This is a genomic window from Pseudomonas sp. AB39(2026) (assembly GCF_059831485.1).
On sequence record NZ_CP195212.1, the window covers coordinates 3,926,406 to 3,940,964 of the forward strand.

A 14,559-nucleotide genomic window follows, 5' to 3' on the forward strand; every position below is an offset into this window, starting at 1 on the left:
GTTACTCGGCCTCGCCGTCCCAGCGTTTGCCATCGAGTGGGTCCAGGCGCGCCAGCTCGGCCTCATCCAGGCCATCACCGCCGCCAATCTCGTCTTCGTCCACGGGGTTGAGCTGCAGGTCTGCCGGGGCGCTGCTCTCTTCGGACTCTTCGTAAGACTCGGAGCCATCATCGCGCAGCAGTGTTTCCGGGCTCAAATCATCCATCGTCTGGTGATGGTCCAAGGTAGAAGCCCCGGTCAGGCCTGCTTCCTGTACACGCTCAGGCGAAGCCTCATAGTCGGTGCCCAGGCCGTCACCGGTGAAGCCCGCCGGGCCTTCGCCATCCGGGTCGTTGAAATCCAGCGGGTGTACTGAGCCGCTGCGGTCTTCCGTGGTATCGATCTCGGCAGGCTGTGGCGCACCGTAGGGGCGTTGTGTCGGTTCCATGGTATCTCCTCCGGTTCATGGGCCAATGAAAAATGGACTCGCGGCAGTGCCCAAGATTCAATGAAACACGCCGGCGCGGCGTGACCTTCGCAGTATGTGCACAGTCATACTGGCGCACCCTTCTGGAGGCTCTGCCATGAACGACCTGCAAGATTTGATCGACAACAATGCCCGCTGGGCGGACGCCATCACCCAGCGCGACCCGGATTTCTTTGCCAAACTGGCACGTCAGCAAACCCCTGAATTTCTATGGATCGGCTGCTCAGATGCGCGGGTCCCTGCCAACGAAATCGTAGGCATGCTGCCAGGTGACCTGTTTGTTCATCGCAACGTGGCCAATGTGGTGCTGCACACAGACCTCAATTGCCTGTCGGTGATCCAGTACGCGGTGGACGTATTGAAGGTCAAACATATTCTGGTGACCGGCCATTACGGCTGCGGCGGTGTTCGCGCGGCCATGCAGGATCGCCAGCTTGGGCTGATCGATGGGTGGTTGCGCTCCATCCGAGACCTGTACTACGAACAACGTCATGTTTTGGCGGCACTGCCCACAGAAGAGGCACAAGTAGACCGCTTATGTGAGCTTAACGTGATTCAGCAGGTAGCCAACGTGGGCCATACGAGCATCGTTCAGAATGCCTGGCATCGCGGGCAGAGCCTGTCCATTCACGGGTGCATCTATGGCATCAAGGACGGGCGCTGGAAAAGCCTCGATACGACAATCAGTGGTTTTGAACAGTTGCCACCGCAGTATCGCCTGCGCCCGCTGACATGATTTGCTACCAAACCAGGCGAACCTTTGAATGCAAAGTTTACTAACGTGAATACTATGTACCTGGGTAACCTGGAGGCAGTATGAAGGCATATGGATGGTTGGCAGCGCTTTTGGCGGTCAGCAGTGTAGGGGCTCACGCGGCGAGTAAAAGCGTAACCCTGAACCTGGCTATGGCAGAGGGCACTGCCCAGGCAGTGGGCGAAGTGAAGGTGGAGGAGACACCTTACGGTCTGCTGTTCACACCGGACCTCAAGGGGCTACCTGCTGGCACGCACGGGTTCCATGTGCACCAGAACGGCAGCTGCGCCCCTGCGATGAAGGACGGCAAGATGTCACCCGCCGAAGCGGCTGGCGGGCACCTGGACCCTGCCAAGACCGGCAAGCACCTGGGCCCTTACGCGGACGGCCACTTGGGCGACCTGCCGGCCCTGTATGTCAATGCCGACGGCACCGCTACCAACCCGGTGCTGGCACCGCGCATCAAGGCGCTGAGCGAAATAGAGGGGCATGCGCTGATGGTTCACGCCGGTGGCGACAACCATGCTGATGCGCCCCTGCCTTTGGGCGGAGGCGGTGCGCGCATGGCGTGTGGTGTGCTGTAAGCCTCGGCGCACCGGTTTCAGGGGACAGGCGTTAGCACCGGGCGCCCGGCGAAATAAGCCAACAGGTTTTGCGTTACCAGCTCTACCGTGGCCCTGACCGCATCGGGTGACAGGCCAGCTACGTGAGGCGTGAGTACTACGTTGGGCAGCGCCTTCAAGCTGTCAGGCACGTTAGGCTCATCATCGAACACGTCCAGCCCGGCTCCAGCCAACTGCCCCTTGGCAAGGGCGTCTACCAGTGCGGCTGTGTCTACCACGCTGCCGCGCGCCACGTTTACTATAAAGCCCTCGGCGCCCAGCGCCTTGATCACACGGGCGTCGACCAGTTGCCGGGTACCATCCCCCCCCGGCGTGGCGATCACCAGAATGTCACTGTGCTCAGCCAGGCTGAGCGGGTCGGTGTACCAGGTGTACTCCACGTCACCCCGGGGATGCCGGCTGTGGTAGCTGACGGCCATTCCAAACCCCAGAGCTGCACGCCTGGCAATGGCCAGCCCAACCGCGCCCAGGCCAAGAACGCCCAGGCGCTTTCCGCCCAGGGACGGCCGCATGACCTTGCTCCATTCACCACGGCGAACCGATGCGTCAGCCCTTGGGATATCACGAACCAGTGCCAGCAACAGGGCCATGGCGTGATCGGCTACGGCAGGGGCGTTAACGCCAGCCCCGTTGGTCACCACAATGCCACGTTGGCGCGCCGCAGGCAGGTCGACGCGTTCATAACCTGCGCCAATCACTGTAATGATGCGCAACCTGGGTAGCGCATCCATTTCCCTAGCCGACAGGCCGAGTGGGCCGCGGGTCAGTACGGCGTCCACTGCCCCTCCGTGGGTCTTGATAGCGCTGCTGCGTGCCGCTGGCGTGGTTGCCAGGATCAGGTTGAACCCTGCTTTCTCCAGCATTGGTAGATAATCACCAATGGTTTCTACCAATACCAGTACGGTTGCGCTCATGTCCCTCTTCCTTAGGCCCTTGTTCCTGAGCACTTTACCGCGCTGCGCTTGCTACGTGGAGAAAATACCCGCGCCACGGGGTCACAGTTGCTCCAGGTATAACCCTTACGGGAGAAAGCGATGGCATGGGTTGCAGACCCGACGCTATGGGCGGCGCTGCTACAGATTGTTGTATTGGACCTGCTGCTGGGGGGCGACAACGCTGTAGTGATCGCCATGGCCTGCCGACAGTTGCCTGTCGCGCAGCGGCGCAAGGCTATCTGGGGTGGCATGGCAGGCGCCATTGTGCTGCGAATAGCCCTGTTGTTTTTCGCCATGCAATTGCTGGAGCTGCCCTGGCTCAAGCTCGTGGCAGGGCTGTTGCTGGTGTGGATAGGCGTTCGCCTGGCTGCCTCCTCGGAAGAGGCGCCTACCGAGGTGGCTGGCAGCGCGCACCTGATGGCGGCCATCAAGACCATTATCGTGGCCGACGCGGTCATGTCGCTGGATAACGTATTAGCCGTCGCGGCGGCAGGGCAGGGCAACGTGTACCTGGTGGGCGCAGGGGTAGTGCTCAGTATTCCGCTGATCGTATTCGGCAGCCGGCTGGTACTGGCGTTGATGGAGCGGTTCCCGGTCGTCGTCACTCTGGGCGGCGGGCTGATCGGCTGGATTGCCGCTGGGCTGATCGTGTCGGACCCAGTACTGGCACCTTGGGTGCCTGCCGCAGGCTCAAGCGCGCGTTATCTGGCTGCAGCGTGCGGCGCAGTATTGGTCATGGCCGTAGGGGCCGGGATATCTCGCTACCGTACGCGGCAGCGAGTGGTTTCCAGCTAATCATGCCTCGAAGGCCAATGCGTTGGTCAGGTCCCCTAAAAGCGGCTGTCCCCTTGCGGCCATGGCCTCATCCCGTGCCTTTAAGCCATTGAGCGTTTCCAGGCCGAATACCCGGGTGATAAGGCGCAGGATCGACGCCGTGTCATAGGGTGTGTGGTCCACAAGCCCCTTGCGTGCGAAGGGCGAGACAACCAGCGCAGGGACGCGCGAGCCCGGGCCCCACCGGTCACCTTTGGGCGGCGCGACCGGGTCCCACCAGCCGCCGTTCTCATCCACCGTAATGACCACCACCATGTTGTTCCACTGCGGGCTTTCCTGAAGGGTTCGAACAATGCGTGCGATGTGTCGATCCCCTGAGGTCACGTCCGCATAGCCTGCGTGCATGTTCAAGTTGCCTTGAGGCTTGTAGAAGGTGACTGCAGGCAATACGCCCGCTGCCGCATCGGCCAGGAAACGGTTAGTGCTTGGGTCTTCGCCCAGGCCACCATCACGTAGCCGACGCTGGCGTTCTTGCGGATGCTCAGGCCCCTGCTGCTGGAAATAGTTGAAGGGCTGGTGGTGGTACTGGAAGTTGGGAATCTTCGGAATGCCTGGCGAATCCTTGAACTGATCCAGCGTGGCCTGCCAGCCACCGGCATACCAGGCCCAGTCCACGCCTTTGCGCGATAACTTGTCGCCGATGTGTTCATGGTGCTGGGGCACCAGCACGTTAGGCAGGTCCGGTTTGGAATAGTCGGGGCGGTCCGGGTCCCGCATCAGGGTGGGCCAGTAGGGCGGAACCATAGTATTCACGGCATAGCCATCGGGTGTGATCGCACTAGGCCCAAACTGTGGCGGTCCTTGCATGGCGCTGGCGGGGGAGGCAGGCAACGGCTTTAGCCGTGTATCGGTGGGGTCGTCACTCATCAGTGTGGCGATCTGCGATTTCGCCGGTGAGGCGCTGGCGTTCGGGTAGATCGGTGCCGTGGCGCTGATCAGGTACTGATGGTTCAGGAAGGAACCACCGAAGGCGCCTTGGAAGAAGTTGTCACACAGTACGAACTCCTTGGCCAGGTCCCATAAGCGCAGCGCATACCGGCTTTGCGGATAATAGCCCATGGTCAGGCCACCCGAGTCAGCCCAGGCCACGAATTGGTCATTGCGCCCACCGTTGATCTGCATCTGGTTCTGGTAGAACACATGCCACAGGTCACGGGTCACCAGGCCCAAGGGCAAGTCTTCGCCGTGTGGCCCTTTCAGTGGATAAGGCGCATTGGGCAGGTGCTCTTGGTATTGCACACCACTGGGGTAGGTAATGCCTTCTAGCGTCTGGGGCCCCAGTTGCAGTACGCCGCCCCAGGCCGGTGGCAATGTGCTCAACAGGCTGCCGTCCCGGTCCCGCTGTTGGTACGTCTCAGGTTTAAGCGTCGATAGCGGCTGCTGTGTACCTGGGAAGTCAGCGAACAGGTTGGTAAAGCTACGGTTCTCTGCGTAGATCACCACCACTGTTTTCACCTTCGCCTGCAAGGCTTTGTCCAGTTGGCTGCCGGTCAGCGAAGCCGGCTGGCCTGGTGACGTGCTAGCAGGTGCGCACCCACCCAGTGCGGTACTGGCGCCAACCACAGCCATACCCCCCAGAAAACGCCGGCGGGTAGACGCTAGGGGAGGTACTTCTACATCAGAAGGGCCTTCAGGCTGATCGCTCATGGCATTCCCACAGGTGTGTCTAAATGTTGCGGGCAACCTAGCAATGGAAGATGACGAGGCGATGACAGCACGAGGAGGACGTGAACGGTAGGCGCATGCAAAGCATGCGGATAGGGAGGGCGCGAGCCTATAGAAAATCAGCGCACACAAAAAAAACCCGCACAAGGCGGGCTTCTTTGTAGCTTCAAGGTTGCCGCAAAGCGACCTTGAAGCAGTACTTGGTGGCTACACAGGGACTTGAACCCCGGACCCCAGCATTATGAATGCTATGCTCTAACCAACTGAGCTATGTAGCCAAGTGGCGCGCATTATTCGCGGAAGGCGGCACAGTGTCAAGCATTGGCTTACACTTTTTTTCACATAACGCTTTCGTAAGCAGTTGATCTGTCAGGCATTGAACCAGCCCAGCTTGATCACGAACAGCACCGACAGGATGACCAGCGCCGGGTTCAGGTCCCGCAGGCGACCGGAGGCCAGCTTTACGGCGGTCCAGGTGATAAAGCCGAAGGCGATGCCATTGGCGATGGAGTAGGTGAGGGGCATGGCCAGGGCCGTGACCACCACGGGTGCGGCTTCGGTGATGTCGTCCCAGTTGATTTCTGCCAGGCCCGAGGCCATGAGCACGGCCACGAACAGCAGGGCCGGGGCAGTGGCGTAGGCCGGTACGCTACCGGCCAGCGGTGCGAAGAACAGCGCCAGCAGGAACAGCACGCCTACCACGATGGAGGTAAGGCCTGTACGCCCGCCAGCACTCACGCCTGCCGCCGACTCGATGTAGCTGGTGGTAGTGGAGGTGCCCAGCAGGGACCCGGCCATGGCCGCAGTGCTGTCAGCGATCAGCGCACGGCCCATCTTGGGCATGTGGCCGTCCTTGCCCATGAGCCCTGCACGCTTGGCCACCCCGATCAGGGTGCCGGAGTTGTCGAACAGGTCCACGAACAGGAAGGCGAAGATCACGCTCACCAGGCCGATGTTCAAGGCACCGGCAATATCCAGTTGCAGGAAGGTGGGGGCCAGTGAGGGCGGCATGGACACCAGGCCACCAAAGGCGCTGAAGCCGAACAGGATCGAGACCACCGTCACGGCCAGGATGCCGATCAGCACGGCACCGCGTACCTTGAGGGCCTCCAGGCCGATGATCAGCACAAAGCCCAGGGCTGCCAGAATGGCGCCTGGCTGCTTGAGGTCGCCCAGGCCCACGAGGGTAGCGGGGTTGTCTACCACGATGCCGGCGTTCTGCAGGGCGATCAGGGCCAGGAACAGGCCGATGCCGGCGGCGATGGCGCTGCGCAAGGGCAGGGGGATGCTGTTCACGATCCATTCGCGGATGCGGAAGATGGACAGCAGGAAGAAGCACACGGCCGAGATGAACACGGCGCCCAGTGCCACTTGCCAGGAGTGGCCCATGTGCAGCACCACGGTGTAGGTGAAGAAGGCGTTCAGGCCCATGCCGGGGGCCAGTGCGATGGGGTAGTTGGCGATCAGGCCCATGATGGCCGAGCCGATGGCAGCGGCCAGGCAGGTGGCCACGAATACGGCGCCTTTGTCCATGCCGGTGGCGCCCAGGATACTGGGGTTCACGAACAGGATATAGGCCATGGCCAGGAAGGTGGTGACCCCCGCCAGGATTTCCGTGCGCACGTTGGTATCGTGGGCCCTGAGTTTGAATAACGCTTCCAGCATGTGCTTCCCCAAGTGTTAAAAATCAACCGATTGGTCAGTTTCTCGGCAGGGCCTGAAGCACATTCCGGGCCAGCCGTCGCCAGTTGGCTACTGGCGCTATGCTAGCGGTATGAAACTTGCCTCTCATTAGGCTTACCCCGGCATGCCGGGCGCGTTTGTTGTCCAGGAGTGCTTTCGGACATGTCTACACTACTTTCCCCCGGCATCCGCCTGCTTGGCCGGTTCACGTTCGCAGGCAAATTTCTCCTCCTGTTTCTGTTGTTTGTAGTGCCCTTGATTGTCAGCCTGGGCTTGTTAGGGAGTGGCTACCGCGATCGCCTGAACCTGATTGCTCAAGAGCGCCAAGGCGTAACGCAACTGCTGGCCCTAGAGCCTGTGGACGGTGCGCTGAGTCTGCAACGGTCGCTGGCGGCACGCTGGAAGGCTGTGGACATTCTTCGTGAACCTACACCCGCCGCCAAGGCCGCGATCAGTGCCCTGGAAACCACCGCGCCACAGCTGCAGCAAGCCCTGACCGAGTTGGGGCAAACCCTGAGTGATACCGGTGCAAGCGCAGAGGTAATGAACCGTTACCAGACGCTACAGCAAGCCACCGCAGGCCTGGACCTGAAGAGCCTGCGCACCTTGGGCTGGTGGCCTGATGGCTATGACAAGTTCACGGCTGCCATCAGCGCGCTGCAGCTCCTGCGCGAGCAAATAGCGACAGACAGCGGGTTGATCCTTGACCCATGGCTGGATACTTACCTGCTGATGGAAATTGCAACGCAGCGCGCCCCGGACGTCTATGAGCGCATAGGGCGCCTGGCAGCCGCTGGCGAAAGCTCGGTAGCGTCCGGGCAATTCAGTCTGCAAAGCCGGTTGCAGATGCGCGACCTGCGCAGCCGTATTGGCGATGCCCGCGAACAATTGGTGAAAAGCGGTACTACCCTCGGTGATCGCCTACCAAGCGATAGCCCATGGGCGCAGCAGTACACGCAAAGCATAACGCTGCTCGACAGCACTCTGAAAATGCTGGACGAAAAGCTGTTCGGGGGGACCGTAAACCTGAACGGTGAGGCCTTCGATAGTTCAGTGGATACACTGTCCCACGCCATTGAAGCCCTTCGCCAGCAGGCGTTGGGATCGCTGGACCAGCAACTGGCCAACTACCGTAGGCAAACCCTTGCAGAGGGCGTACCGGTGGCCATTGGTTTCGGCGTGCTGCTGCTGATTTCCCTGTACCTGTTCATCTGCTTGCAAGCCTCTATCCGGCGCAGCGCTGCAGGTATTACCACCCTGGCCGAATCCCTGCGCGACGGGGACCTGCGCGTTCAGGTCGAGGTGGCCGGTCGTGATGAGCTGGCGGCTATCTCCCGAGCGCTCAACAGTGCCGTGGGCCAGTTGCGCATCAGCCTGGCTGCCGTGGACAAGGAAAGCACTACGGTAAGTGGTGCTGTGAACACGCTGACGGCCCAGGCCGGTGGTACCTTGCAGGAAGTGGAGCAGCAACAGCTGCAGATCAGCCAGATCGCCACGGCGGCGACACAATTGGCTGCCACGTCGCAAAGCGTTGCGAAAAGCTGCGAACAAGCGTCTGAAAGCGCACGCCACACCCAGCAGATTGCCATGGACAGCAGCCGCCAGAGCGAGCTCACTACACGCAATATCCAGCAGCTCAACCAGCGGCTGACCGCCAGTGCCCAGGCGCTGGGCAAAGTGAGTGAGCAAGGCCAGCAGATCCAGTCTGTGGTGGATGTGATCGGTGGCATCGCAGGGCAGACCAACCTGCTGGCTCTGAACGCCGCTATCGAAGCCGCCCGGGCCGGAGAACAGGGGCGGGGTTTTGCAGTGGTAGCAGATGAAGTGCGTAGCCTGTCCCAGCGGACCCAGGCCTCTACCGCGCAGATCGCTGCTACGGTCGACAGCTTGCGCGGCACCGTACAGCAGGCTGTAGAACTGATGCAGGCGGCGTGTTCTCAAGCCGAGGGGGATGCGGTAGCCGTGACTGGGCTTGGCGCAAGCCTGGGCTCGATTGCCAGCGCAGTCCAGACGGTGAACGATACCTTGGCGCAGATCGCGACGGCGGTGGAGCAGCAGGCTGCCACTGCCGATGAAGTCAGCGGCAACATTCAACAGGTAGATCAGGCCGCCTTACGCTTGCTTGAGGGCGCACGGGAAGTAAACGGGGCGGCCGACCGGCTCAATGCAGGCAGCCATGCATTGCGCGCGACCACTGCCCGATTTGAAACGGCTTAAGGTTTGAATGGTAGAAAGTGCTACAAAATGTCACAGTGGCGCACCTGAACAGTGCGTCCTTGACCAGCAGGTGATTCATGTCCGTTGCTTCAGCCGGTGCCTCTACCGCCTCTTCGCCTTCTACACCCGCCACTGCCAGCCCTCTGGTGATGAAAGTCATCGGGGCCTGCGCATTGGCTCATTTGATCAATGACCTGATCCAGTCCGTATTGCCTTCGATCTATCCCATGCTCAAGGCCAACTATGGGCTGAGCTTTACACAGGTCGGGTTGATTACCCTCACGTTCCAAATTACCGCCTCGCTGTTGCAACCCTGGATCGGGTTTTACACTGACCGTCACCCCAAGCCTTTCCTGTTGCCTGCTGGCATGGTCTGTACGCTGGTCGGCGTGCTGATGTTGGCCATGGTGGGCAGTTTCGAGATGATCCTGTTGGCGTCTGCGCTGATTGGCGTCGGTTCATCCACCTTCCACCCGGAAACGTCACGTGTGGCTCGGTTGGCCTCAGGGGGGCGCTTTGGTTTGGCGCAGTCCAGCTTCCAGGTCGGTGGCAATGCGGGTTCGGCCTTTGGCCCATTATTAGCTGCCGCCATCGTTATTCCGTTTGGTCAAGGGCACGTAGCCTGGTTTGGCGTATTTGCCGTGTTTGCCATTGGTGTGCAATACGGCCTCAGCCGCTGGTATCGCCATCACCTCAACACCTTTTCAGCTAAGCGCGGGCGTGAAGCGTCCCATGGCCTGTCTCGCAGGCGCATTATCGGTGCACTGGTGGTGCTGGCGTTGCTGGTCTTTTCCAAGTATTTCTACATGGCCAGCTTCACCAGTTACTACACCTTCTTTCTGATCGAAAAGTTCGGCCTGTCTGTGGCCAGCTCTCAACTGCACCTGTTTCTGTTCCTGGGTGCGGTTGCCGCAGGCACCTTCTTTGGCGGGCCAATCGGTGACCGTATTGGGCGTAAGGCCGTTATCTGGTTTTCCATCCTAGGCGCTGCGCCTTTCACCCTGATGCTGCCCTACGTGGACCTGTTCTGGACCAGCGTGCTCAGCGTAGTGATCGGCTTTGTACTGGCCTCGGCTTTCTCGGCCATCGTGGTGTATGCACAGGAATTGCTGCCCGGTAACGTGGGCATGATCGCCGGCGTGTTCTTTGGCCTGATGTTCGGGTTCGGTGGCATTGGCGCAGCATTGCTGGGGCAACTGGCGGATGTGCACGGTATCGAGTTTGTGTACAGGCTGTGCTCGTACCTGCCACTGCTGGGCATCCTCACGGTGCTGCTGCCTTCGACCAAAGCCAAGGCATAGGGCTGGCCGCGCGAAACCGGTCGGCTAGATCTGCGCCAGCAACCACTGGCGAAACGCACGCAGGGACGGCAAGGCTTCGTTGCGCTGCGGGTACACCAGGTAGTAGCTGCGCTTGCTGAACACCGGCTGGCCATCGCTGGCCAGCTCACCGCTGGCCAGTTCGTCCTCCACCAGCACCCGTGGCACCAGCCCTATGCCAATACCGGCGTGCACGGCTTGGATCAGGTGCGACGTAAGCTCAAAGCGAGGCCCCAGGCGCATGCTGCGGTGGGGCAGGCCATGGTGGCTGAACCATTCCGCCCAGGCATTGGGGTTGCTGGCCACAGAGAGCAAGGTTTGGCTGGCGATACGCTCAGGTGCCAGCGTACCCAGCGCTTGCGCACCTTCGGCCCCTAGAATCACCACCAGTTGCTCGGCTTGCAGCCGATGGCTGACCAACCCTGGAAGTTCGTGCGTGCCTACGCTGATCGCCGCATCGATCTCGCTGGCGGCGAAGTCGATGGCCTCGATGCGTGAGTGGATGTGCACGGTCATGCCAGGGTGGGCGCGGTAGAAGTCTTGAAGGCGCGGCAACAGCCACTTGGACCCAAAGGTGGGCAGCGTAGCCAGCCGTAGCGTGCCTACCCCGGACTGGAACGCCAGCGCTTGCAAGGTAGCACTGCGGATGTGGCCCAAGGCTTCGCTCAATTCCCGCTGATACAGCCGCCCCACATCCGTAAGCTGTACCTGCCGGCCTGCACGGCGAAATAGCGTAAGCCCCAGTAGCGCTTCCAGCGCCTGTACTTGGCGGCTCACCGCGCTTTGGGTGAGGGACAACTCCTGTGCCGCACGGGTGTAACTCTCATGGCGTGCGGCCGCTTCGAACGCCAGCAATAAGGACATGGAAGGGGTAAGGCGACGGTGATTCATTCGAAAAAGTCATCAGTTGGTGGCGGAATATCCGTTTGCGCGCAAGGCGCTGCCCGGTGAATATGATGCAACTGCCATGCATCCCTGCATCGAGCGCACGCTATTTCAAAGAGGCATCACCCATGATCGCCCAGTTGCACCCGGCCACCGTGAAGGCCAGCTATCAGGATTTTCTCGTCGCCCTGCAGGCCAACGGCTTCAAAGGCGAAATCAGTGCTGACTATGCCAGCCGCACCGTACTGGCGACAGACAATTCCATCTACCAGCGCCTGCCCCAGGCCGCCGTGTTTCCACACGATGCTCGTGATGTGGCTTGTATTGCCCGGCTGATGGCCGAGCCCGCTTATGTGGGGATCAAGCTCACGCCCCGTGGTGGCGGTACAGGCACCAATGGCCAGTCGCTTACGGACGGCATTGTGGTGGACCTGTCGCGGCACATGAACCGTATCCTGGAAATTGACGTGGAAGGGCGTTGGGTGCGTGTCCAGGCCGGTGTCGTGAAAGATCAGCTCAACGCCGCCCTCAAGCCCCACGGGCTGTTCTTCGCCCCGGAGTTGTCCACCTCCAACCGCGCCACGATCGGCGGCATGATCAATACCGATGCCAGCGGCCAAGGCAGTTGCACCTACGGCAAAACACGAGACCACGTACTCGAACTGCACACCCTGTTGCTGGGGGGCGAAACTGTCCACAGCCTGGCCCTGGACGAAGAGGAACTGGAGCATCAGTGCGCCCGTCAGGACAGGGTGGGCCAGGTGTACCGGACGGCACGTGATATCAATGCCACACAGGCTGAGCTGATCGAGGCGGTGTTCCCCAAGCTCAACCGCTGCCTTACGGGCTATGACCTGGCACACCTGCGCGAAGCCGACGGCCGCTTCAACCTCAACAGCGTGCTATGTGGCGCCGAAGGCTCCCTGGGGTTTGTAGTGGAGGCCAAGCTCAATGTGCTGCCTATCCCGAAATATTCGGTGCTGGTCAATGTGCGCTATGGCAGCTTCATGGACGCCCTGCGCGATGCCCGCGCCCTGATCCAACACACCCCGCTGTCTATCGAAACCGTAGACTCCCGTGTACTCATGCTCGCGATGAAGGACATCGTGTGGCACAGCGTGGCCGAGTACTTCCCGGCCGACCCCGGTCGCGACACCTTGGGTATCAACATTGTCGAGTTCAGCGGGGACGAGGCCGAAGACGTTGACGCCCGAGTGGCTGCTTTCACGGCCCACCTGCAGGCCGACCTCAGTGTGGAGCGCCTGGGCCATACCCTTGCCGTTGGCCATGACGCAGTGACCCGGGTGTACACCATGCGAAAGCGCTCCGTGGGCCTGCTGGGCAACGTGGACGGTGAGATTCGCCCGCAACCTTTTGTGGAAGATACGGCTGTGCCGCCTGAGCAACTGGCGGATTACATCGCCGAGTTCCGTGCCCTGCTAGACGGTTACGGCTTGACCTACGGCATGTTCGGCCATGTGGATGCAGGTGTGCTGCATGTACGGCCCGCCCTGGACATGAAAGACCCCGCTCAGGCCGCGCTGGTACGGCCTATCTCCGATGCCGTGGCCGCGCTGACGCAAAAGTACGGCGGCCTGCTGTGGGGCGAGCACGGCAAGGGTGTGCGTTCCGAATACGTGCCGGCTTTCTTTGGGGAGCTGTACCCGTCGTTACAGGCACTGAAGACGGCATTTGATCCCAATAACCAATTCAACCCCGGCAAAATCTGCACGCCGCTGGACAGTAGCGAGCCCTTGCTGCGGGTAGATGAGGTGCAGTTGCGGGGCGACCTGGACCGTACCATCGACGAGCGCGTATGGAAAAGCTACGGCACGGCCATGCACTGCAACGGCAACGGCGCTTGCTACAACTATGACCCTGATGACGCCATGTGCCCGTCCTGGAAAGCGACCCGTGAACGCGCACAGTCGCCCAAGGGCCGTGCGTCTTTGGTGCGTGAATGGCTGCGGCTGCAGGGGGCGGCGGGCGTCGACGTGCTGTCGCCGGCCAGGCGTGAGCCGGGCTTCTGGCAAACCCTGCCACAACGCTGGCGCAACAGCCGTGAGCGCAAAGCAGGCCAGCAGGACTTCTCCCATGAAGTGTATGACGCCATGGCGGGCTGCCTGGCGTGCAAGTCCTGCGCAGGGCAGTGCCCGGTGAAGGTGAACGTGCCTGAGTTCCGTTCCCGTTTCCTGGAGCTTTACCACACCCGCTACCTGCGCCCGGCCAGGGACTACCTGATCGGCTCGCTGGAATTTACCGTTCCCTACCTGGCCCGGCTGCCAGGGGTGTACAACGGCCTTATGAAAGCGCCTGTGGTCGAGAAGCTGCTGGCTCGCCAGGTCGGCATGGTGGACAGCCCCCTGCTGAGCCGCTTCAACTTCCACGCGAGCTTGAGGCGTTGGAACGTACAACCCGCCACGGCCGCACAGTTGATCGGGTTGACCGAGGCGGAGCGGGCTCGCAGCGTGATCCTGGTGCAGGATGCGTTCACGCGCTATTTCGAAACGCCTTTGCTGGCCAACCTCATCGAGTTGATCACACGGCTGGGCTATCGCGTGTATCTGGCGCCTTTCTTCCCCAACGGCAAGCCTTTGCACGTGCAGGGTTTTCTGCGTGCCTTCAACAAAGCTGCCATTCGCAACGCTAGCCAGTTGCAAGCCTTGAGTGCCTTCGGCGTGCGCATGGCGGGCCTGGACCCGGCCATGACCCTGGTCTACCGCCAGGAATATGCCAAGGTGCCAGGGATTGCACAGTTGCCCAAGGTGGAGCTGCTGCAGGAATGGTTGCTGGAGGCTTTGCCCGAAACACTCAAGGCCACCGCTCCGACCCGTTACCGGTTGCTGGCCCATTGCACGGAAAAAACCAATGCGCCGGCCAGCACAAAACAATGGGAGACCTTGTTCGCCCGCGTTGGGCTGGTGCTGGCTACCCAAGCCACAGGCTGCTGTGGCATGTCAGGCACCTATGGCCATGAAGCCCGCAACCAGGCCACTTCCCGTACTATCTTCGACCAGTCATGGGCTGCACAGGTCGCGGCCTCGGCGGATGAGCAGGGTGAAGCGCTGGCCACCGGGTATTCATGCCGCAGCCAGACCAAGCGACTGGCGGGCCGGGAGCTGCGCCACCCCTTGGAAGTGCTCTTGGAGGTGCAGCGCGCCAAGGGGTGAGGGCGTTC

At 61.2% G+C, this 14,559-nt stretch carries 11 protein-coding genes and 1 tRNA gene; 6 read left to right on the forward strand and 6 right to left on the reverse strand.

Annotated elements, in window-relative coordinates; translation table 11 throughout:
• Position 1: 1 nt before the first annotated feature.
• Complete coding sequence (locus ACSAMW_RS17990; RefSeq protein ID WP_168086154.1) at positions 2-427, reverse strand: serine kinase/phosphatase; 426 nt, start codon at positions 425-427, stop codon at positions 2-4.
• 136 nt (positions 428-563) lie between these two features.
• Here ACSAMW_RS17990 and can point away from each other — a divergent pair, with 136 nt between their 5' ends.
• Both can and sodC read left to right on the forward strand, forming a co-directional pair.
• Positions 564-1,202 (forward strand): carbonate dehydratase, encoded by a 639-nt coding sequence (gene can, locus ACSAMW_RS17995; protein ID WP_500591442.1) that lies wholly within the window; start codon positions 564-566, stop codon positions 1,200-1,202.
• An 80-nt stretch (positions 1,203-1,282) separates the two neighbouring features.
• The gene (sodC, locus tag ACSAMW_RS18000; protein WP_500591443.1) at positions 1,283-1,804 is read left to right on the forward strand and encodes a superoxide dismutase [Cu-Zn] SodC; all 522 of its coding nucleotides are present in this window, start codon (positions 1,283-1,285) and stop codon (positions 1,802-1,804) included.
• Between the two features lie 17 nt (positions 1,805-1,821).
• On the opposite strand, the gene ACSAMW_RS18005 is transcribed toward sodC, so the two are convergent.
• Entirely contained in the window at positions 1,822-2,757 is a 936-nt protein-coding gene (locus tag ACSAMW_RS18005) for a 2-hydroxyacid dehydrogenase (RefSeq protein WP_500591444.1), read from the reverse strand.
• A gap of 120 nt (positions 2,758-2,877) precedes the next feature.
• Here ACSAMW_RS18005 and ACSAMW_RS18010 point away from each other — a divergent pair, with 120 nt between their 5' ends.
• The gene (locus ACSAMW_RS18010) at positions 2,878-3,573 is read left to right on the forward strand and encodes a TerC family protein (RefSeq protein WP_500591445.1); all 696 of its coding nucleotides are present in this window, start codon (positions 2,878-2,880) and stop codon (positions 3,571-3,573) included.
• Here ACSAMW_RS18010 and ACSAMW_RS18015 read toward each other — a convergent pair whose 3' ends face one another.
• From ACSAMW_RS18015 to ACSAMW_RS18025, 3 genes are all read right to left on the reverse strand, one after another.
• A complete protein-coding gene (locus tag ACSAMW_RS18015; protein WP_500591446.1) occupies positions 3,574-5,259 on the reverse strand; it encodes an acid phosphatase in 1,686 nt (561 codons plus the stop codon).
• 219 nt (positions 5,260-5,478) lie between these two features.
• Positions 5,479-5,555, reverse strand: a tRNA-Met gene (locus ACSAMW_RS18020).
• A gap of 91 nt (positions 5,556-5,646) precedes the next feature.
• On the reverse strand, positions 5,647-6,942 hold the full coding sequence (locus tag ACSAMW_RS18025) for an NCS2 family permease (RefSeq protein ID WP_500591447.1): 1,296 nt from the start codon (positions 6,940-6,942) through the stop codon (positions 5,647-5,649).
• Between the two features lie 180 nt (positions 6,943-7,122).
• Between ACSAMW_RS18025 and ACSAMW_RS18030 the strand changes: the two genes are divergently transcribed.
• Entirely contained in the window at positions 7,123-9,177 is a 2,055-nt protein-coding gene (locus tag ACSAMW_RS18030; protein WP_500591448.1) for a methyl-accepting chemotaxis protein, read from the forward strand.
• 77 nt (positions 9,178-9,254) lie between these two features.
• Positions 9,255-10,478 (forward strand): MFS transporter, encoded by a 1,224-nt coding sequence (locus ACSAMW_RS18035; protein WP_500591449.1) that lies wholly within the window; start codon positions 9,255-9,257, stop codon positions 10,476-10,478.
• 24 nt (positions 10,479-10,502) lie between these two features.
• On the opposite strand, the gene ACSAMW_RS18040 is transcribed toward ACSAMW_RS18035, so the two are convergent.
• Positions 10,503-11,387 carry a LysR substrate-binding domain-containing protein gene (locus tag ACSAMW_RS18040; RefSeq protein WP_500591450.1) on the reverse strand — a complete coding sequence of 295 codons (885 nt, stop codon included), beginning with the start codon at positions 11,385-11,387 and terminating at the stop codon, positions 10,503-10,505.
• A gap of 122 nt (positions 11,388-11,509) precedes the next feature.
• Here ACSAMW_RS18040 and ydiJ point away from each other — a divergent pair, with 122 nt between their 5' ends.
• Positions 11,510-14,551, forward strand: a complete 3,042-nt coding sequence (ydiJ, locus tag ACSAMW_RS18045; protein WP_500591451.1) for a D-2-hydroxyglutarate dehydrogenase YdiJ — start codon at positions 11,510-11,512, stop codon at positions 14,549-14,551.
• Positions 14,552-14,559 lie beyond the last annotated feature (8 nt).